Below are 22,405 nucleotides of genomic sequence, written 5' to 3' on the forward strand. Positions count from 1 at the left end.
GCTATTCCAAAAAACTCCCGGGAGGCGATTCCTCCCGGGAGTTTTTTGTTGTTTGCTTCGTATTTACTATGCGGTTTCTCCTGCCTTTTGCACGTTTTCCCCGTTTCCTTCTCCGCCGGATTCCGACAGATTGGAAATAATTACGGCAATCAGGATAATGATACAGCCTGCCACCATGCGCGGTGTGATCACTTCATGCAGAATGATAATGGAAAACAGCGTTCCAAATACGGACTCCATACAAAGTATGATGGCTGCTTTTGTTTCTTCTACGTACTTCTGACATGCGGTCTGAAGCAGATAACAGATGGTCGTGCTGATCACAGCGAGATATAAGACGCTAAGCCATCCCTTGGTCGTAACCTGAAAATCGGTCTCTCCAAATACAAACATGCTGATCATGGAAAGCACAAATGCGGTAAACATCTGAACGAGATTCAACACTGCTGCCGGATATTTTTTTACAAATTCTCCGGTCAGGAAAATCTGAAATGCAAATCCTACGGCGCAGAAAAGTGAGAGCAGATCTCCGATGCCAAGTGTCAGATTGCCGTTCAGGGAAAGCAGCGCGACTCCTGCCACTGCCATAATCGCCCCGATAATTCCTTTTACGCCGACTTTCTTTTTCAGAATCACAAATGCAATAAACGGTACGATGACGACGTTCAATGCGGTAAGAAATGCATTTTTGGAAGGGGTTGTATACTGCAGGCCGACAATCTGCAATGCAAATCCGGCAAACAGTGTAAGTCCCATCAGCATACCTGCCTTGACCGCCCCTGCGCGATTCTCAATCTTTGCTTCTTTTTTCCGATGTCCCATGCTTACCAGACCCATCAACACTGACGCAAGCAAAAATCTGATCATCATGATCTGAAATGGTTTCATACTTTCCAATGCCATGTCACTTGCCACAAAACCGCCTCCCCAAATGACGGTCACAAGTATGAGTCCTCCGATTGCAACTCCTTTTTTCACACTAAAATCCTCCTCTTTTTCTATTCTTTCAAGCATGCCCTCGGCATTCTTGCTGCGAGATGCACGTCATGCAATGCATGACATATTCTTCTGTGCATCTCTCATCTGATATACTGCTTCCTTGCTTCTCTGATCTCGCTTCCGTCCGTTACTGTCTGAAGTGTAAATGCCAGTGCAAAATCCTGCAGCTTTACTTTATTTTCTTCCAGCTGTTCTTCTCCGCAGCTGTTGCTTCCAAGACCGGAATGCAGATAATCCAGATGAATGATCACATCATCCGCTTTTTCAATTGCAAACGGATGCTGTGCCTGTTCCAGACTTTCATCCGTATAATTGGCCAGATTCAGTCCAAGTGGATGTTCCATCTTGCATAGTAATCCGTTTTCACCATCTCCGATGCGGAACCATTTCACCTGCTCACGATGTCCATTTTCCTGCGGAAATACATAATTCGTCATCATTCCATCTACTGTATTTTTATAAATGCCCATGATAGAAGCAGCTTTACTGTCCACATAGCTTTCGCCTGGTCCCATGCCATACCACATTGTTTTCTGGAATTCTCTGTTTCCTTTCATCGTGATTCCGATACGCGGGAAAAATTCCGGCTCCAGTTTTCCTCTCTGCACCGCTTTTCCCTGAAGCTCTACACGCATTTGTCCACAGGAATAAATCTCATACGTATAGTCACAGTTAAATCCCCAGGACTGATTATAGCAGCTAAAATATGTCCCGATCCGAACTACCGTTTTATCTGCTTCTTCCTCCCAGTTGACATACGCTGTCTCTTCTACCGGTTTCTGTAAGAAATATTTATTCATCCAGTCTTCTTTTTTATACATATCGTTATCGATGGTAGCACGATATACATTCATTCTCGGACCTTCTGTCAGATATACTCTGTCTTCTGTTCCATATGAAAGTAATTTTCCAAATACAGTACTGAATCTTGCTTTTACCAGATTATTTTCCACCGTAAGAATTCCTGCACGATCTGACACACGAAGCGGATCTGCTGCTTCCCGCACTGAAAATTCATCCTTGCGGATCTGTATCGGAATCTGCACTTTTTTGATCTCATGACCGGCCGGTGCAAACAGGCTGTCTTCTTTCTGGCATACAGTCAGATTAATGTAATAATCTGTATTTGCCTGTAGGTCAAACATTACGATCGGTAACGCAAGAACCATGCTTTCATGTGGTGCCAAAGTAAGATCTGTCATCCAGCCTTCCTGTATGACAACATCTTCCGCAACAATCTCCCAATGAAGCGTCACAGCATCTAAATCCAGGAAATCATAATAGTTTGAAATACGGATTTTGTGCATACTTCCTTCCACACCGGTAATATCTACCGACGCAATGATCTGCTTATACTCTTCCATTCCAGGAGAAGGTGTTCTGTCAGGCATCAGGATTCCATCAATACAAAAGTTTCCATTGGTAGGAAAATCACCATAATTTCCGCCGTATTTATAATAGATTTCTCCATCTTTCTCCGTATAGATCCCATGATCATACCATTCCCAGAGAAATCCGCCCTGCAAGCGTTTATACTTGCGATACATGTCCTGATATGCTTTTAATCCTCCCGGACCATTTCCCATCGCATGCCCATACTCGCACATCACATGCGGTTTGTTTCCTTTTACTTCATATTCAGCAATTTCTTTCAGACCTTTTAACCGCGTATACATCGTAGAATAGACATCTGCTACTTCTGCCTCAAAATCACCTTCATAATGAATCAGCCTGGTATCATCCAGTGTCCGGATCGCTTTCGCTGCACTTTTGAAATTACAGCCGAAATCAGATTCATTTCCCATAGACCACATAATAATGGAGGGATGATTGCGGTCTCTTTGCACCATTCGGACACTGCGATCCACATACATTGCTTTCCATGCAGGATCATCTGTGATCCAGGTATAATTTTCTACCCATTCGAATCCATGACATTCCAGATCTGCTTCATTGATCACATAAAGGCCATATGTATCACACAGATCATAAAAATATTCATTTGCAGGATAATGGGAGCAGCGGACCGCATTGATATTGTACTGTTTCATCAGACGGATATCAGCCTCCATCTGTTCCCTGGTAACCGTTCTTCCTTCTTTCGGATTATAGTCATGATGATTCACTCCATTCAGTAAAATCACCTGACCATTGATGCGGAAATTATCGTCTTTAATCTCAATCCTGCGAAAACCACACCGCACGGTCACTTCCTGTGTTCGGGTACTGACTGTAAACTCATATAATTCCGGTGTCTCTGCTGTCCACGCATGCACATGCAAAATTTCCGCATCCACACTGGCCTGCATCTCTTCGGTGGCAGCTTCTCCGAAAGCAACCACTTCGCCTCGATAAGTAAGCTTCCATGCGGCCTGTCCCAATGGCTGTTTGCCTGTAATTTTGGCTGTAAACAATCCAGTTTGATAACTGTCATCCAATGTTCCATCCACCTGTACATCCAGGATTGCATTTTTCTCTTCATTGATCAGTTCCACATCCCGGAAAATACCGGACAGCCACCACATATCCTGATCTTCCAGATAAGTGCCATCTGACCATTTATATACACGTACTGTAATATCATTTTCTCCGGCTTTTACCAGCTCTGTGATATCAAATTCAGACGGAAGCCGGCTCACCTTACCATAACCTGCATGCATGCCATTTACCCATACATCAAATGCACTGTCTACCCCATGAAATTTCAGAATTGTATCTTTTTTCAGCCACGCTTCATCCAGGAAAATACTCCTTTTATAAATTCCGGTTGGATTTTCATCCGGAACATAAGGTGGATTGATCGGAAACGGATACAATACATCCGTATAGTGCATCCGGTCATATCCACGCAGCTGCCACACGGACGGTACATCGATCTGATCCCAGCCTTCCAGCAGTCCCGGCTGTTCAAATCCTTCCGGCGAAAGTTCCGGTGCATCCAGATACAAAAATGCCCATTGTCCGTTCAGGCTCATTCGTTTCTGGGAATCTTTATAAAAAGAAGTTCTTGCATTTCTTCTGCCGATCCCGGTCATCTGATTGTCTTCCCATCTTTTCACTGCTTTTCTTGCCATAGTATTCTCTCCTCTCTGTTCGATTTAAATGACCCCTTCTCCAACACGTTAACTTAATCCATCTGGTAAAATCAATATACTATTTTATTGGTAAAATGTAAATATTTTTACTGGTAAAATTTCTTTTTTCGCACTTTACACATGATTTATCCATCTGTTTTATTTATTTTTCACAATTGATCGCAGCACTCTCTCTGCATCGCAAATAACAGCAATCAAAAAAAAGAACCATAAAACATCTCACTTGCTCTACAGTTCTTTTATTTTATTTTATGATTTGGGTGTCAAAACACCCAAATCTTGATTACACGGATTGTTCCGTGCTTTGCACTCCCACAATCCTTCCCGCCATTCGCATATCGTGGGATAAAAATCCCACTTTTATGCTCATATCGGGGCGTGCCCCAAGGTCATTCATCCACCCTTGTGCAAGCACAGGTGGACTCAGACCTTTTGACACTGTAATCATTTTATTATTTTTACACTGTCACGAATGCATAACTGCGTTGGAACGGATACTTTTACACATATTTCGCGCCCATGCAAAATTCGTTCCTCCAAAAGTTTGACGGCATACTCTCCCATAAATTCCATGTACAAGCGAACTGTTGTAAGAGGAGGGATCATATATTTTGCAGCCGGAATATCATTAAACCCGACAATGCTGATATCCTCCGGTATGCGCAGTCCAAGCTCATATGCTGCACGATAGCTTCCTGCTGCCATAGAATCATTTGCCACAAACACTGCAGTTGGCAGATTTCCTTCCTGATATAATTCTTTCAGAAGTTCATATCCATACTTTGGATAGTACGCACCGTACTTTGTATATTCCGGATGATACAGACCTTTCCGAGTTAATGCATCCTGAAAACAGTGTATGCGGGTATCGAGAGATTCCACTCCTTGTGCATTCAACTCCTTGCATCCAATCATACCGATTTTTGTATGACCACATGCGACCAGATACGAAACAATCTCCTCTACTGCCTGGCGGTAATCCGCCACAATACTGTCAAATTTCTCCGGATTCGGATTTGCATCCACAAATACAACCGGACATTTCCACAATTCGATAACGGCTATCATATCACTTGTAAATGTTCCGGTACAGATTACACCATCAAGCCCACTCAATGATTCTGCTGTATCTTCCATTTTTACCGTCTGTCTGAGATATCCTTCTTCTTCCAGCTTTCGTTCTAACGCAAGGCGGATACACAAATAGTATGGATCCTCCAGTTCTTCCTCTGGAGAATAGGAGTAAAACACGCCAATCTTTAATTTTTTTCTGCGTTTTTTCTGTGCGCGTACTTTATATTCCAGTTCCTCAGCGATTTCAAAAATTCTTTTTTTGGTTTCTTCCTGTGCATTTAAAGTCTCATCATGATTCAACACTCTCGACACCGTTGCAATTGAGACCCCCGCTTTTGCGGCAATGTCTTTGATTGTTGCCATTCACAAACACCCCAATTTTCTTTGTTTCGAAGTAAGCGGATCCAATCGATCTGCTTACACTATTATGTTCAAGTCGAACGCACGTGAGACTTGGTGCGTGATTCTGGTCAGCGAAAGCTGACATATTCTTCTTAGAATCACTGCACATCCTCGCGGAGCGTTTATCTCAGTCGAAGATTGTACTCCCACTGAGAAAGACTTGTTATTACTCACCACTTGCAGAAGTGGAAGTCTTCTCGACTGAGATAAATCATATCATCAATCCGGCTGCTGTTCAACCACAAAGACTATTCTTTTCTTTCTTCCCTGTATTTTTCAATTAAAACAAACACTTCCGGATGCCGTTCCTTCAAATGCTCATCCAGAAGATGTCTGCGTTCCCGGAACCGTTCAGCCAGCTCCGGATGCTCTCTGGCAATCCGTTCATGGATTTCCTGCCGGTGCTGTTCAATCTTCTGTGCCAGTGCATGTTCATCTTTCCCGGAGATACGCACAATTTCTTTTAAATGCTCTTCCAGATGTTCCAGCCATTCATCGAGATCAAGTTCTTCCATATGAGACCAGCTTCCATGCAGTAATTTTTCCACATCCTTTGTCTCTTTCAAATGCTCGATCTGATGCATGATCTGCTTCTCCATCTCAGTCTCCGCATCCGCTCCGAAAGCCCATACAAACTCCTGTACGCGATTATCCGCACGTTTTAATGATGCACTGCGCTCCGCATTATCCACACCGCCTTCTAACGGATATGGACGCTTATAGCCAATGTCTTTTAATGCAATATGGATCGTACGGCGAACATTTCCATTTTCAATCAAATGTCCAAGCCCCAGTTTTCGCATCTGTGTATTGAGTCCGGAAATGTGCTCTGTAATGTAAAACCGGATTCCTTTTTCCTTCAGGGATTCGCTCAACAGATTCAGACGGTCTGCTGCCGTAATATCCATACTTCCAATACCGCTTGCATCCAGAATTACCGCTTTGGTATCTTCCTTCAGTGCCTGCTCAATTTCCCGCTGTAATATGGAAATATTTGCAAAAAACAGATTGCTGCTGAAACGGTAGATCAAAACCCGGGAAACCGGGTGGATCTGTCCACCCTCTTTCAGATCTCTGAAATGCTTATGTCCCGGCTGGATTCCAAGAAAACAGGTTGCCGGTTTTGCTGTCCGTATGATCATCTCTGTAAAAGATAAAATAATACCGATCAATACTCCATTGATGGTTCCTAAAAACAGTACACCGAAAAATGCACCCAGAAAAATAAAACATTCTGTTCTGCTGACTTTCCACAGTCTTGCAGCCAGATCAAATTCTGTGGCACCAAGCAGAGCTGAAATCACGATGGCTGTCAGGACCGGAATCGGCAGATATCCGATAAAACCTGTACAAAACAGTAATAATACAATCATAGATCCGCCTGCCACAAGTCCGGTCAGCTGTGTCTTTGCCTGATACTGTTCCCCCATAGCCGTTCGTGATACGGAACCGTTGATCGGACAGCAGCCGGTAAATGCTGCTGCAATATTTCCAAGTGAAAATGCCAGAATTTCCTGATTATCATCAATCTGATAACGGTTTTTCTGTGCAAAACTATTCTCTGCCAGCAACGTTTCCGCCATGATAACGACTGCTACAGACAAACTGATCGTAACCGCCTCTTTTAACGGAACTGCGGAGAAATCCGGCAAACTCCATTTTGGAAGTCCCGGTTCTACCGCTGCCAGTGTCTGAATGCCCCAGTCCTGTAACGGAAGTACATTTGTGAATACAGCTCCTCCTGCCATCAGTACCACTGCCATCGGAAATTTTGGTATTCTTCTTTTTGCGATTAATAATATAGCAAGAGAAATGACACCAAGAATAACAGAAGGCAAGTTCATTATTTTTGCAGTTCCTGCGATGTGCTCTGCCAGCTCCAGAAATTCTCCGACGCCTGCCGTTCCTCCCATCAGTTTGGGCACCTGCATCAGAATAATCGTTGTGCAGATACCAGTGATAAATCCACCCATGACAGGTGCCGAAATATAATTGACCAGTTTCCCGGCTTTCAATAAAGAAAATATTAGCAGCCACAATGCTACAAAAAAGGTCAGCATCGGAACTGCCGCCAGTGCTTCTGTTGAACCTGCTGTAATATTCAATCCTGCCAGTGCGGAACCGATCAGTGCCGCCGGAGCCGCATCCACGCCAAAGATAAACTGCGGTGATGTAGAAAACAATGCAAAGAGCAGAATCGGAAAAACGGAACCATACAATCCATATACTGCAGGTAAACCAGCGATCTGTGCATATCCCATGGAAATCGGAATGGACACCGCCATGATGATCAATCCTGCCAGAATATCCTTTCCCAGATTTTTCTTATTATAATTTCGCAAAGTATATGCAATCTTCATCGCAGCAGTCTCTCCATTTCCAACAAGTTTCTATTATTCAAGAATGCCCTCGGCATTCTTGCTGCGAGATGCACGTCATGCAATGCATGACATATTCTTCTGTGCATCTCTGCAAGTCTACACTAGTTCTATTTGCCTGCTCATCTGCCTGATCAGATCTATTCCATCCCAAATCAGTGAAAAATCCAACGCATGTCCTGTTTCTACCACGCGATCGACACCCAGGACACCTGAACGGATCAGCTCCGCAGCCATCTGGCTTCGATCCATTCCCACACAGGTTAACGTCTGACATTTCCTTGTCAGTGCCGGATAAAGATTCTCCAGATTTTCTCCGCTACACTCCAGGAAAAACCCTCCAGGCACCGTATCATCCCAAACTTCCGGTGAAAGTACAGAAAGCCAGACCAGCACTGCAGTATCGCCATAACTTTTAATCTGTACATTTTCACAAACAGCTGCCATATACATGGCCTGTTCTAATTTCTGCACCGCAAGGTGTGCTCCAAGTTCATAATTACTTTGAATATAAGGAACTGCAGCCTTCCAGAATCGTTCATGTGCGCGCTGTACTTCTACCTTTGTTCCCAGCCAATAAATCAGGGCTGGAGACGAGCAGGCATTTTGATCATTTAAATATGTATCATTATAGAACGCCCGCACAATATCCGTCAAATCTTCTTTTTTCAAAATCTCCACCGCTGAAAATACAGCTGCTGACCTGCGATCTGCAAACGCAAGTTCTGTTTTTCCAGGTTCCAATACCGATTTCTGAATTTCCTGAATGCTATTGTCTCCGCCCCAGATCACCCGCACCTGACAAAGCTCTGAGAGTGCATCTGTGACTTCTTTTTCATGACCGTAACGAACGATCACGATTCTTTTTTTCCATTCCGGCTGCTGCTCCATCACCTGTCGGATGCAAGAAAGGATAATGCGCTCCTGCATGGTCTCTTTTTCCGGCATCCGCAAAACCACTGGATTTCCGGCCAGCAGGGATGCAGCCATACTGAAGGCAAACAATACCGGGACATTAGACGGAACAACGTGAAATGCGACACCTCTTCCGATTACCTTTTTCCCATTCCACTGACAGTCGTATTGATCCCTGAGATGTTTTAAATTCCCTTTTCTGCACCAAAAAGAAAATGCGGCCAGATCTGCAGCCTGCACACTATGATTTTCTTTCCGGATTGTCTGATACAAAGTATCCAGAAAGTTGATGGTTTCCTCTGAAAAGGGAGTATATGGTCTTTGCTCTGCAAGTTCATTCAAACTTGTAATATCGCCCAGTAAAAATTGAAGACCTTTTTGCCGGTTATTCTTCTCGAAAGTGTCAGAACATCCCCGGATCTGCGCATGTTTTAATCTACCGATCACTTCAAAATAAGCGCCCTTTCGTCCACACGGACAATCATCCACTCCCAGCAATCTGCCCTCATCTTCCGTCAGAATACTGTGCCCCGGATAGCTTTTCGGAAGAGTCGACACTACCTGAATGATTCCGCGCTCTCCAATATTGCAAAGCGAAAAATCAGAAGCCCGCCGAAAGAGAACGCCTGAATAATCAGAGGCATGCAAATGCCCACATTCACATTCCATAAAAATACTGCCCGCCTGCTCTGCCATACCATAGTAATCATGTACTTCTGCAATGCCGCAAACCCGGAGCAGTCCTGCTTTGTATTCCTCTTTTGAAACCGCCTGAGAAGCTAGCTTCTTCCAACCGCCGCCATGTATTAGGATTCCCTTAGACAGGTCTTTTTTTAGCCCCAACTGCTCTAAGGCCAGCACCAGATACTTCCAGATAAGAAAAGTAAAGCCAAAGATCAAAAACGGCTCATTACCATATTTTTCCAGAAACTGATCCAGCGTTTCCAAATCCAATGACATATCTTCTTTTAATGCAAAGGTGCGGTATCTTCCAAACAGAGAAAATCCCCTGATTCCTGCTGCCCGCGCTGAAAACTGCTGCATCCCGGACAGGGCTGAAGGTGCATCGATCACCAGCATCGGAAGTCTTTTTTTCCCAAGGAAATCTGCACCAATCTTTGCCAGTGCTACCTGCTGACGTGTTCTATTTTCCCCGTCCAAAACTATTTTGGAAGCCATACTGCTTGTTCCGGAGGAAGTTATAACCTTATACTCATCCTGTTCCGTCGACATGCTGCTCAATGTGAGTCGTTTAAATAATCCTGCCGGAAGAAAGGGAAGCTCACTGTAATGTGTTACTTTCTCCTCATCAAAACCATATGAGTCAAGCATTCTGGCATAAGCTGGGCAATGCTTCCTGTGATAAATGCTCAATTCCTTTAGCTGTGCAGTAAGCTGCTCATCTTTCTGTGCTTTTTCCAGACAATATATTTCATGTACTCTTTGTTCTTCCAAGTTTCTCCCCTCCCTCATAGGTAAAGCGGACATTCACTTTGCGACCTGTGTTCACCCTGTAATTTACTGTATTGCGTTTTCCCGGAAGGATTTTTCGGAATTTCTGCAATATAATACGCCTGCACGGCTCGGTTGCTTATATGCAGTCGATCTGCCAGCAGTTGTGCAGCTGTCTGTGCACATATCTGATCCGTTGTATAAATCTGCAGATGATCATCTGTTCCCACACAGACGAATTCACAATCAACTTCTTCATAGGCTTTCTGCAAAATATGTTCACATTCATCCAGCCCGATACGGATTCCGAAAATCTTGAGAAACCGTTTCTTGCGACCGGAAATATAATAATACCCATCTTCATCGACTCTTGCGAGATCTCCGGTATGCAAAATTCCATTTCGTTCATCACCCTTTCTAAGATCTGTCCGGTTTTCTGCCATTCCCAGTGTTACATTTGCTCCCTCATAGACCAGTTCTCCGACTCCGGTTGTCTCATCCACATCTTCCAAATGAAAGGCTCCCCCCGGAATCGCAATGCCGATACTTCCGATTTTCTGCAGACACTGTTCTGGCGGCAGATAGCTCATTCGTGCAGTTGCTTCTGTCTGCCCGTACATCACCACAAAATTGATTCCATGTTCCTTTGCCCAAACACCAACCTTCTGCTGTAAGGCTTCTTTCAGTCTGCCTCCTGCCTGTGTCATATAACGAAGATGCTGATACCATGGCTGCTCCCCAGCTTCTGCCTGTTTATCAAACAAATGCAGCCGTTGAAACAATTCATAGGTATATGGGACTCCCACCAGACTTGTTCCTCCTGCTGATCTGAAATAATCCCAGAATTGCTGCTGTACCACACTTCTGGTAGTTAGAAGTACACAGGCTCCCGCCAGAAAATGGCTGTTAAGCACAGACAAGCCATAGGTATATTGCATCGGCAGACAGGTGATTGCCCGTTCTGATTCTGTCAGTTTCAGATATTCCACAATTGATGCTGCATTACTTTCCAGATTTTTCCTTGACAAACGCACCAGTTTCGGACTTCCTGTGCTTCCGGAAGTAGTCAGCAGCAAGGCCAGTTCCGGATGCAGTTCACACTTTGATGCTTTTGTGGCATATAATGCATATTCTGCCAGTTCAAATATGATCTCACTGCTTTTCTCTTCCTTTTTATTGATAGTTTCATCTTTTCTTTTCTGCTTTTTCAAAAAACTGCAGGGTTCCCACACCGTTTTCTTTTTTTTCGGCATCCATACATATTCCGGCTGATACCGCTCATACATATCCTGAAGCACTGTTTCATCCAGATCTGCGTTCAATAACAGTGGCACCGCTCCTACATTCAAACAACCCAGATATCCAATCACAGCTCCCTGTGAATTTTCACATAATAAAAAAACAAAGCTGCGCCGGCGGACTGCATGTCTGAATTCTGCAATCTGCTCACGCAGCTCACCGTATGTAATGCAAATGCCTGTATCCGTCTGCAATGCGGGACGGTCTGCAGGTTTTAATTCCATTTCAAAATACATTTTCATACCTTCTACTTTTTATGATTTGTAACTATTATTTTATAATCACCGTACATTTTGGTAACATTTATCTAAAAAAAGACTATCAGCGATGTCGCTTATTTACTCATATCCACACCAAGTTTTTCCAGGATTTCAATTCCTTTGCTGTAAGTACTGAAGGAAGTAATATCCAGTGTCTCAAAGAACACGCCAAATGCTTCTTCCAGGTCTGCGACCATATCTACATGTCGCACAGATTCCCATTTTTTATATCTATTATATACAAGCACGTCATCGTTCAGATCCTCATCTGTTGCCTGTAAATTTCTTTTTATAATTTTGTTATATTTTTCAAGATTCGTCATCATCTTATCCTCATACGATTTTATTTTTTCCTGATGCTGCTTTCATGGCAAGGGTGATCATACCAACTGCCGCACGTCCTGCGTCTGTTTTGGCCGTCACTCTGCAGTCATACATACCGTTTCCTGCATCGCAGATAAGCTGTGCACTCAGATACAACCGTTCTCCCGGATACACCGGATGGTAAAAACGCATCTGGCTTACCTGAAAAAACAACGGAAGTTTTCCTCTGTTCTGCTCCATAAGCAATAGCAGGATATCTGCAGTCTGTGCCATACTCTCCATAATATAAATCCCGGGCAAAACTGGTTTTTCCGGAAAATGCCCCTGAAAAATCTGCCAGTCTGTCTGAATATCCACTTCTGCTTCAATTCGATCCGGCGGATACAACTTTGTCACACGATCCACCAAAAGTAACGGTTCTCTGTGCGGCAAAATTTTTTCTATTTCATCTTTTTCCATCATATTATGTTCTACCATATTACATTCTACTCCGGCATACAGACATTTTTCTATTTCTTTCTGTGTTTCATTCTATGTACAGATATTATTTCATTTCTTTACTGCTTTTCTCTGACGCATGATCTGTCGTGCCTGTGCGATCAGGTCATCACTGACTCCGGTCACCAACACTACATCCTTCAGTTCCGGAAAGGCTTCTTTTAACTCTGTACTGACCAGGTTTTCCAAGGTCAGCTCTGCGGAAGGACATCCGCTGCACTGTCCATGCATTCTCACATGAAGGATATCATCCTCCAGTTTTTCAATCTCGATATCGCCTCCATGCTGAGCCAGATTCGGGCGCACCCGCTCATCCAAAACCTGTTCTATTTTGCTGATTTCTAATTCTCCCATGGTAGTTTCTCCTCATAATTAAAAACTATAAGATCGTTTACGGATGATTCCATACATTCTATCTATCTTTTTAATTATATACCTGCGTTCCCTTCTGTACAACCAGAAAACGAACGCAGGCACCTTTACTTTTTTACTTTTAATCGCAGCTAAAAAGCCTACTCCTCGATATGTGCGATTGCTTTTGCAAGCTGTTTCTTAGCACCTAAGTTACCCTGACGTGCGATCATGATACGCTGTGCCTGCGGAGAACCTGCACCATGCATGGACTCTGTACGATATCCAACAGCTGCGGTACCAAGAGACAGGTTTTCGATAAGGCGAAGGATTCTCAGACGGTTCTCTGTGGTCACATCTGCAACACCTCTGAAATATTTGTCAATATATTTGCCAAGTTTCTCATCACGGAAGTCTTTCTCGGATGGAGCTGTAACCATCAGACCACCTGCAATATCTTCTGCCAGACGAACGATTTCATATGGGAAACGTGTTACATTCTGTTTACATACATTTGCAAGAAGCAGATTAATGATGTATGCGCCAGACTCTGTCGCAGTTCCCTCTGTGGAACATGCAAGACCACAGCAGAACAGTGTCTCATTTAAATGTGTCATTTCAATCAGTTTGTCTTTTACTGCAGAAGCTTTTGCAACACCGTTGTACTCAGCTGCGACTGCTGCCGCACCAATCAGGACATCGCCCACACCAACTTTACATCCACCGTAGGACTGACGATGATAACCTGCGAAACGCTCTACCAGCATTCCTGCAAACTCTGCTTCGCCATTCATGAAGATACGGTCGTTTGGTACGAATACATCTTCAAAAACAACCAGAGCCTCCACACCGCCAAATTCACAGTTTCCAACATCCATCTGGGATCCTTCCAGTTTTCTTGTATCACAGGACTGACGTCCGATAATCATAAAGATTCCGTCTGTATCAACCGGTACTGCAAATGATACAGCATAATCTTTGTCATCCGGTCCCATAGCAATGGTCGGCATAACGATAACTTCATGAGAGTTGCAGATACCGGTCTGATGCGCTTTTGCACCACGTACTACGATACCATCCGGACGACGCTCTACCACATGCAGATACATATCCGGATCTTCCTGTGCGTGAGGTGCTTTGGAGCGGTCACCCTTCGGATCTGTCATAGCTCCGTCAACGGTTAAATCGTTTGTTGCACAATAGTTCATAAATTTTTTGAAGTTCTCATGATAAGATGTGCCGTATTTTTTATCAATTTCATAAGTTGTGGAAAACTCTGCGTTAAACGCATCCATTCCTACACAACGCTGGAAACAGGCTGCCGTTTTCTGTCCACATAATCTCTGCATTTTTACTTTGTTTTTCAGATCTTCTGTGCTCTGATGGATATGTGTGAAACGGTTGATCTTCTCGCCGGTAAACGGAGAAGTAACGACCATCAGATCCTGATACTGCGGATCCTGAGCCAGATCATACGTCATTCTTACCGAATTTAAAGATGGGCGAAGGATTGGGTTATCTACCGGATTTTCTACCTTCTCGCCGAACATGTAAATTTCCATGTTCATTTTTCGGATGCTCTCGATATACTGTTCTCCTGTCATAAGTGCCATTTTGTCTTACCTCCATTTTTGCATTTTTATTTGCGTTTTTGCATCACTTTTTTGTTTATGATGCAATTATACACCGTTGTATGTATTTTTGCAATTATGAGGTTTCACAAAATATTACTTGATTTTAAAAAAAGGACTGCCCTTTGCGCTCATTTTCCTGTACAATGTGCACAAACAGCAGTCTTTTTCGATGTAAAAGCAGATATTCACAATCCACTTTCATTATTTATTTCTTCTTCGTTCAACCGTTTTTCTCTTATTTTCTCTTTTCGTTTTTCATAAGTCCAAGCTGCTCATATTTCTGTCTTTTTCGCACAAACGTAGAGCTGTCCATTCCCAGACTTGCCGCTGCCTCACGGATATTTCCATATCTCTGAAAGGCATGTTCCAGATATCCGGCTTCAAATTTTGCAACCTCCATCTTCAGATCTGTCTGATCCGGATACACATTCGTTTCTTTATACTGCTCCACTTTTTCCACCTGATCATGTAAAAACAGATCCTGCACGCGAATCACCTCACCGGCACTGACAATCGCTGACCGCTGCACCAGATTCCGCAGTTCCTGCACATTTCCCGGCCAAGGATAGTCACTCAGACACTGGTAGCTTTCTCTGTCAAAATGCTTGTTCTGACCTGTCTTATGATTATACTGATTCAGGAAAAATTCAATCAACGGTATAATATCTTCCCTGCGTTCCCTCAGTGGAGGTACTTCCACTGAAAACAATGAAAAATGCTGCAGAAGCTGTCGGTTGATATTGGACATTTTCTCCAACTGTGGTATCGCATACCGGCTTCCTGCAATCATCCGGATATTTAATTTCTGCTGATAGCCTTCCTTCATTATGCAGCAGCCATCCCGAAGCAGTGACAGCAAATCTCCCTGGATATCTCCCGGCATATCCGCCAGTTCTTCAATATACAGCGTACCTCCATCCGCACTTTCAAGCAGACCGATCTGTGACTCATGCTCTGCATTTCCCGGTTTTCCAAACAGATACGTCTCCAGGTCATCTTTTGGCACCGCAGAAAAATCCAGACGCAGAAAAGCTGCTTCCGAGCGATTGGAATGTGCATGGATATACTTTGCCATCCGGCATTTTCCGGAACCTTTTTCTCCCCAAAGTAATACCGGCATGTCAACCATAGCCATTTTTTCTGCAAACTTCAGCAACTTGCTGCTTGCTTCCGCAACGGCCACCAGCTCCACATCTCCGTCCAGTTCTCTGCGCATGCGCTCCAGTTCCTGCATATATTGACGGTTCTGCTGTTCCTTGCGCTGCAGTTCTTTGCGGATAGAATAAATTTCTGTAATCTCGCGAACCAATGTCACCACCATGACCAGATTCGTATGATCCTCCCCGTCAAAAACAGGTGTACTTGTGATCACTGCACGTTTTCCGGTACGAAAGATCTGTTCACTTGTCACCGGTTCCCCACCCTCCAGCACAGCAAGTGTACCACTCATTGAAATTACTCCTGCCTCCACCAGATCCTTCATATTTTTCCCGATCATTTCTGATTTTCTCAGACCACTGATCAGTTCATAACTATGATTCAGATATACGGTATTTGCCTCACAGTCTGTAATATAAATGCCGTCATGAAAATTATCCAATACGGCTTCCAGATAATCTTCCACATGAAAATTTTCGGTATTTTTTCCCTGTATACTCATAAATTTGCTCCTCATTCATTGCAAAAACGCATCGCTTTCTCTTATAATACGAATTTTTCTGCAATTTTGCAATATATAAAAAGCAATTCTTATGCTAACATCTTCTCAACTTCTTCTTTCGTCGGGATTGCCGGGATTCCACCACGTTTCTGTACACAAAGTGCTGCAGTTGCGTTTCCATATACGGCACAATGGTGAATTTCTTCCCATGTCAGGATTTCGATTGGTTTTTTCAGTGATAAGTATGCGCTTAATGTACCTCCCCAGAAGGAATCCCCTGCACCGGTTGTATCTACGGACTGTACGGAAAATCCCTTCACGCGCTCTTTTTTCTCTTTCGTCGCCATCAATACCCCTTCGCTGCCAAGCGTTACTGCAATGAGCTTCGGACCCATGGCAAGCAGTTTATCTGCTGCGCCTTCATAAGTTGCCTCCCCGGTAAGTAATAAACTTTCTTCATCGGATACTTTCATGACATCCGCATAAGGAATCATTGATTTCATCGCTTCTGTTGCAACTGCTTCACTGCTCCACAAAGTTGCACGGTAATTCGGATCATAAGAAATCAGTGCACCTGCTTCTTTTGCCAGCTTTACTGCTGTCATTGTCGCATCCTTTGCAGGCTGATCAGTCAGAGACAAAGAACCAAAGTGGAAAATCTTGCAATCCTGTAAAAGTTCTGTATTTAACTCATTCGGACTCAACTGCGTATCTGCACCCGGTTTTCTTGCGAAGGAAAACTCCCGCTCCCCCTCTTCATCAATAGCAACAAAAGCCAGCGTAGTAAAATAACTGTCATCCTCTATCAAGTTGGAAACACCGATACCTTCTTTCTCCAGTGTCTTTTTCAGAAATGCACCATGCATATCCTTTCCTACTTTTCCGATAAATTCGGTCCGATATCCCATGTGACTGGCCACAGTCAACAAATTTGCAGGAGCTCCACCCGGATTCTGTTCAAACAAACGCATACCATCCGAGCCTGTTCCAGCTTCTGTAAAATCAATCAGTAATTCGCCAAGTGCGACAATGTCAATGTTTTTTCCCATTTTTCAATTCCTCCTCAGTAGATTTCATTATACCGCTTCTTAGTAAATCGTCAATCGTAAAAGGATAACTGTCTACTGTGGCATGTAGACTTCATAAGTCACTGTATTGTCCGCATTTAATGTACATACATTTGTGTATAAATTTAATCTCATAGTAGAACCCCTCCCATGATATAGTCATGGGAGGGGTTCTACTATTTCAAATAATTCTTTTAACATAATGGGTATGTATTAAAGTATTTTTTCAGCATCCCGCAGACACTGTTTTATTTTTTAGCAGGTTATTTTAAGGAAAATGTCTAATGTTACTTATTATAATATTATGTCTAATTACAATTATAACTTTGATACGTTATACGCGGGCAATACCACCATCAACTACCATTGTCTGACCTGTCATGAAGCCAGCTTCCTCAGATACAAGGAATTTAATAGCTCCTGTGAAATCTTCCGGATACGGATATTTCTTGATAGACTGTAAGCCAAGCATAAGATCCCATTTATTGAATCCGCCTTCTTCGATTTCTCCCGGTGCTCCACCAATGTTGCTGATTGTCTGGTCACAGACAAATAATCCAGGTGCTACAGAGTTTACAGTTACGCCATATGGACCATACTCAGAAGCAAGTGCTCTTGTCAGACCGATAACAGCACCTTTTGTGGAGATGTAACCGGAAAGTTTCGGCTCCTGACCATTCATGAAGGAGTCAGATGTAATATTTACAACTCTTCCCCAGCCTTTCTCTCTCATTCCAGGAAGGAATGCCTGCAGACAGTTGTAAGGTCCATCTACATTTGTTGCGAAGTAAGATTTCCACATCTTGTAGTCAAGGTCTTCAAATAAGATGAATGGGTAAATACCTGCATTGTTGATCAGGATATCACATCCGCCGAACTCATCTACTTTTTTCTTCATCTCTGCAACTTTTTCCGGATCACTGATATCACATGCAACAGAAAGTACTCTGCAATCCGTTCTTCCTAAAGCAGCAATTCTCTCCTCAGTCTGTTTGGAGTCGCCTCTTGCTACCAACACAACATCTAATCCAAGGTCTCTTACGAACTGAAATGCGATTTCCTGTCCTAAACCTTTACTTGCACCTGTAATCACTGCAATTTTGTTTGCCATAATTTTTTCCTCCTGAAAATATCTTCTCTTATATTAGTTCATGCATTTTTTTAATGCTAAACATCTTATTTTGGTATGTCTCGGAAAGTTCTCCTCTTTCCGAGACCATCGTCTATGTCTACCGTTGTTTCTTCCTGAATAAATCTTTGCTTTACGGGAATAAGCAGCCTGGGAAACCACAGGATGTGATTTCATCTGAAGGAAAGTGTGAAATAACTTCATGTCCAGTCTCTGTAACAACAATTTCTTCCTCGATACGTGCACTTCCTGTTCCGTCTTCGGATGGGCACCATGTCTCGATGGCAAATGTCATACCCGGTTTGAACTCGAATGGATGATCCAGTGAGAACAGACGTGATATTGCCGGTTTCTCCCAGAGACCAAGACCAATACCATGTGCGAACTGAAGCAGGAATGCTTCTTTCTCATTGTTAAATCCAAGTTCTTCTGCTGACGGCCATACTTTGCAGACATCTGCTGTAGTGTTGCCTGGTTTGATCTGATCGATACCATCACGGATCCATTTCAGTGCTTTTGCATAAGCCTCTTCCTGTGCTTTGGTTGGTTTTCCGCAGGAGAAAGTACGATAGTAGCATGTATGATATCCGTTGTATACATTACCGATATCGAAGTATACCAGCTCACCCGGACGAATCATACGGTTAGATGTTGTATGACTATGTGGATTACCACGCTGTCCGGAAATGCAGTTTACGAACTCTACGGACTCTGCGCCCCATTTGAAAAGCTGATGCTGGATCAGTGCTTCCATCTCGTTCTCTGTTGCACCCGGACGAAGATTTTTCGCCACATCCCAATATACTGCGTCAACCATGGCAGCGGAACTCTTTAACAGTTCAATCTCATCTGCTGTCTTGATCATACGTGCTTCTACCATCGGAGCCTGACCATCGCCGATTGTGATACCGGCTTTCTCCAGTCCCTGATATAGCGGGATATCTACGATATCAATACCAAGCGGACGTTTGTCTACGCCGTATTCTTTCAGATAACTTACAATTTCTTTTACTTCTTCGTCTACCATTCCTACTTCGGAAGGAATCGATCCTCTCATGGATCCAACTGCTGGCATAATGTTTTCCGGTCTGATCCAGGATACTCTCTGACGTTTAGAAGGGCATGCCGGATCAAATAAGATTGGCTGATCTACACCATCGATAAGCAGGCAATGACGATTCATTTTGTTTCTGTTCCACTCACCTACATGGGTACCTGTGATATAACGAATATTGTCAAAATCGTAACACAGTAATGCACCAAATCCTGACTCCTTTAAAAATTTCTTTGCTCTTTCGAGACGATCTGCGTGAAGTCTGTCATATTTTACATTATCCTCAAAATCCACGCCGCAAAATCCTGCTTTCATTGCATATCCTCCTTTTATGTATTCCTTAGAATTACTTTGCTGTATTCTATCTGTTTCTTATGTCTATATATAGAGCAATTCACGTGCCAGTTTTCCATGCAAATGGCAAAAAATCCGCAACCCCGCATGTTTTCAGCCTCCCTCATCTTTTACATACTTATTTTATCTGCTTTATTTGTCTTTAAATGTTATTTTTGTGCCATGATTTGTGCCATTCTTCTTATTCTTGACACTCATTTGGCACATACATGTCTTTTTCAACAGCTGTCTGTACTTTTGTTTGCATCTATAAAAGGGGTGTATCATAAATATGTTGTGTTTTTATAACGAAATGGAGATTTCTGTAAAAATAACAAAAGATACTGGCTGGTTTGAGGCCGGTATCTTTTGTTCGTACATATAGTATCAGGAATATAAAAAAGAAACAGTTAAAAGGTTCTATATCTCCAAAACAGTATCTTATAAATACTGTTTCAGTGATGCATATGCTCTTGCTGCTGCACGTTTCAGCGGCAATTCACGATGATCAATGGCGATGATCTCGCAACCAATCGTACCGGTATAACCAAGAGCCAGTACACGCTCGATAAAGTCTTTACAGTCAAAATCACCTTCGCCTGCCGGTAATCTGTAATCACAGGTATCACGCCACATGCTTCCACTGACCAGATTTGCATAACCGTCATCCAGCTCTACGGTCACGATCTCATCCGGTTTGATCAGCGCGATATCATCATAGGAACTTGGCCCCATAAAGGTATGCCAACTATCGAGGCAGAAACCACCGTTTTTGGCACCTGCTGCACGAAATACTTCCAGTCCCTGTTTGATGCAGTTCATATCTTTTTTAAATGGCATAAACTCCATGGCGATTCTTGTTCCGATATTCTCAGCATCTTTGCAGAGTTTTGCAAACTCTTCGATAAAACGGTCTTTCTCACAATCACCATCTGCGCCGAATACTTTAATATGACGTGCTCCAAGCTGCTCTGCTGCCTCAAAGACATTTTTTCTTGTCTGCTGTGCTTCCGCATTGTCATAGTCCCACCATTTATCCAGTACTTCTACTTCAATCTCTGTGATTCCATTCGCATCCGCGATTTTTTTTGCTTCTTTATAACCATATTTTTCTTTTGTATGTAACAGATCAAGTTCTACAAATCCGGCTCCCTGAAAACCTACTTTTCCAATGGTTTCCATTCTCTCTTTAAAATCGGTATCTGCGATCTCCACATGATCTCCACAGTAATGATTTCCTGCGATTGCCCAGTGACTTGCGATTAATTTGTTATTATAAGTTCCCATAGCTTTGTCCTCCTTATTTCAGGCGATTGGCACTTCCTCTAGCGGTCAATCCCTACATTTTTCTCCTGACGCTGTACCAGTACGGCATAGTCTTCATTTGCTTTTCCACATGCTGCCGCCTCGTTATAAAACTGACGAACCATTGCGGTTACCGGAAGGGATGCCGCGTACTGTTTTGCAGTATCCATCGCCAGATCAAAATCTTTCTGCATCATTTTTACACTGAAAGCAGGTGTATATGTTCCAGTGTTGATCAGATCTACTTTTGACTGAACCACCAGATTACCTACAGCACTTCCTGAAATAACATCCATGCATTTTTCTACTGGAATACCAGCTTTTTCTGCCAGGGAAACGGCTTCCGCCAGAAGCTGTGTCGTATTTCCTACCATGGTATTCAATGCGATCTTCATTACGCGGGATTCTTCTTTTTCACCCATCCAGTATTTGTTTTTGCCAAGTTTGTCAAGCAGCGGTTCTACTTCTTCATATACTTTTGGATCACCGGAGATCAGAAGACCCAACAGACCTTTTGCCGCCGGTCCCGTACTTCCGGTCACCGGACAGCGTAAAAATCCACAACCTTTGCCTTCGATCGCTTCTGCCACGATGGTGGAATCTGCAGCGGAAACGGTACTCATGTCTACCATGATCTTGCCTGCCTCGATCCCCATGATCACACCGGTATCACCCAATGCCACACTGCGCAGGATTGCGCCGTTTGGAAGCATTGTAAAAATATAATCTGCTTTTTTTGCTACTTCTGCCGGACTATCTGCCCACTGTGCACCAAAATCAAGTACATCCGCCACAAGATCTTTGGATACATCATTGATCACCGCCGGATAGCCTGCATTGATCAGGTTTTTGCACATCGGCTTGCCCATATTTCCAAGTCCAATCCAACCAATTGTTTTCATGTTCACACACCTCTCAATTCATCACCTGCGTTCAGATGATCTTTTTATTATTTCTGTTCCTCGAGCTTCTGTTCTCTTTTTTCTTTTCGGATTCCAACCATGCCGAGCACCATAAAGAATGCCATTACCACAATCAGGATTGCACATAATGTTAATTCGTTTTGCATTTGCCATTCCTCCTACTGATCTTTGTGTTTGTTCTTTTTGTCAGCAATTGTAAATATTGTTACAACGATTGCCGCATAAATGATCTGAATTCCAACTGCTTTCAATG

General features: G+C 43.2%; 16 protein-coding genes. All 16 read right to left on the minus strand.

Going from position 1 to position 22,405, the window contains the following annotated elements; genetic code table 11:
* Positions 1–66: 66 nt before the first annotated feature.
* Positions 67–978, minus strand: coding sequence for a DMT family transporter (locus Q0I54_RS02375; RefSeq protein ID WP_296116123.1), 912 nt, complete (start codon positions 976–978; stop codon positions 67–69).
* 101 nt (positions 979–1,079) lie between these two features.
* A complete protein-coding gene (locus Q0I54_RS02380) occupies positions 1,080–4,073 on the minus strand; it encodes a glycoside hydrolase family 2 TIM barrel-domain containing protein (RefSeq protein WP_296116124.1) in 2,994 nt (997 codons plus the stop codon).
* A 465-nt stretch (positions 4,074–4,538) separates the two neighbouring features.
* Positions 4,539–5,531, minus strand: a complete 993-nt coding sequence (locus Q0I54_RS02385) for a LacI family DNA-binding transcriptional regulator (protein ID WP_296116126.1) — start codon at positions 5,529–5,531, stop codon at positions 4,539–4,541.
* 287 nt (positions 5,532–5,818) lie between these two features.
* Complete coding sequence (locus Q0I54_RS02390) at positions 5,819–7,930, minus strand: SulP family inorganic anion transporter (RefSeq protein WP_296116128.1); 2,112 nt, start codon at positions 7,928–7,930, stop codon at positions 5,819–5,821.
* 117 nt (positions 7,931–8,047) lie between these two features.
* Entirely contained in the window at positions 8,048–10,318 is a 2,271-nt protein-coding gene (locus Q0I54_RS02395) for an acyl-CoA reductase (protein WP_296116129.1), read from the minus strand.
* Between the two features lie 14 nt (positions 10,319–10,332).
* A complete protein-coding gene (locus Q0I54_RS02400; protein WP_296116130.1) occupies positions 10,333–11,850 on the minus strand; it encodes an AMP-binding protein in 1,518 nt (505 codons plus the stop codon).
* Positions 11,851–11,948: 98 nt separating this feature from the next.
* On the minus strand, positions 11,949–12,200 hold the full coding sequence (locus Q0I54_RS02405; protein WP_294785857.1) for an acyl carrier protein: 252 nt from the start codon (positions 12,198–12,200) through the stop codon (positions 11,949–11,951).
* Between the two features lie 7 nt (positions 12,201–12,207).
* Positions 12,208–12,675 (minus strand): 3-hydroxyacyl-ACP dehydratase FabZ, encoded by a 468-nt coding sequence (fabZ, locus tag Q0I54_RS02410; RefSeq protein WP_296116132.1) that lies wholly within the window; start codon positions 12,673–12,675, stop codon positions 12,208–12,210.
* 72 nt (positions 12,676–12,747) lie between these two features.
* Complete coding sequence (locus tag Q0I54_RS02415; protein ID WP_296116134.1) at positions 12,748–13,050, minus strand: NifU family protein; 303 nt, start codon at positions 13,048–13,050, stop codon at positions 12,748–12,750.
* Positions 13,051–13,208: 158 nt separating this feature from the next.
* The gene (locus Q0I54_RS02420; RefSeq protein WP_296116135.1) at positions 13,209–14,660 is read right to left on the minus strand and encodes a 4-hydroxyphenylacetate 3-hydroxylase family protein; all 1,452 of its coding nucleotides are present in this window, start codon (positions 14,658–14,660) and stop codon (positions 13,209–13,211) included.
* A gap of 256 nt (positions 14,661–14,916) precedes the next feature.
* On the minus strand, positions 14,917–16,341 hold the full coding sequence (locus Q0I54_RS02425; protein WP_296116136.1) for a sigma 54-interacting transcriptional regulator: 1,425 nt from the start codon (positions 16,339–16,341) through the stop codon (positions 14,917–14,919).
* 89 nt (positions 16,342–16,430) lie between these two features.
* Positions 16,431–17,390 carry a carbohydrate kinase family protein gene (locus Q0I54_RS02430; protein ID WP_296116138.1) on the minus strand — a complete coding sequence of 320 codons (960 nt, stop codon included), beginning with the start codon at positions 17,388–17,390 and terminating at the stop codon, positions 16,431–16,433.
* Between the two features lie 352 nt (positions 17,391–17,742).
* On the minus strand, positions 17,743–18,519 hold the full coding sequence (locus tag Q0I54_RS02435; protein WP_296116139.1) for an SDR family NAD(P)-dependent oxidoreductase: 777 nt from the start codon (positions 18,517–18,519) through the stop codon (positions 17,743–17,745).
* A gap of 151 nt (positions 18,520–18,670) precedes the next feature.
* Positions 18,671–19,906, minus strand: a complete 1,236-nt coding sequence (locus Q0I54_RS02440) for a Xaa-Pro peptidase family protein (protein ID WP_296116141.1) — start codon at positions 19,904–19,906, stop codon at positions 18,671–18,673.
* A gap of 459 nt (positions 19,907–20,365) precedes the next feature.
* The gene (locus Q0I54_RS02445) at positions 20,366–21,211 is read right to left on the minus strand and encodes a sugar phosphate isomerase/epimerase (protein ID WP_296116142.1); all 846 of its coding nucleotides are present in this window, start codon (positions 21,209–21,211) and stop codon (positions 20,366–20,368) included.
* 38 nt (positions 21,212–21,249) lie between these two features.
* Positions 21,250–22,131, minus strand: a complete 882-nt coding sequence (locus Q0I54_RS02450; RefSeq protein ID WP_296116144.1) for an NAD(P)-dependent oxidoreductase — start codon at positions 22,129–22,131, stop codon at positions 21,250–21,252.
* Positions 22,132–22,405 lie beyond the last annotated feature (274 nt).

It is taken from the genome of uncultured Eubacterium sp., from assembly GCF_934295145.1.
GTDB lineage: Bacteria > Bacillota > Clostridia > Lachnospirales > Lachnospiraceae > Eubacterium_I.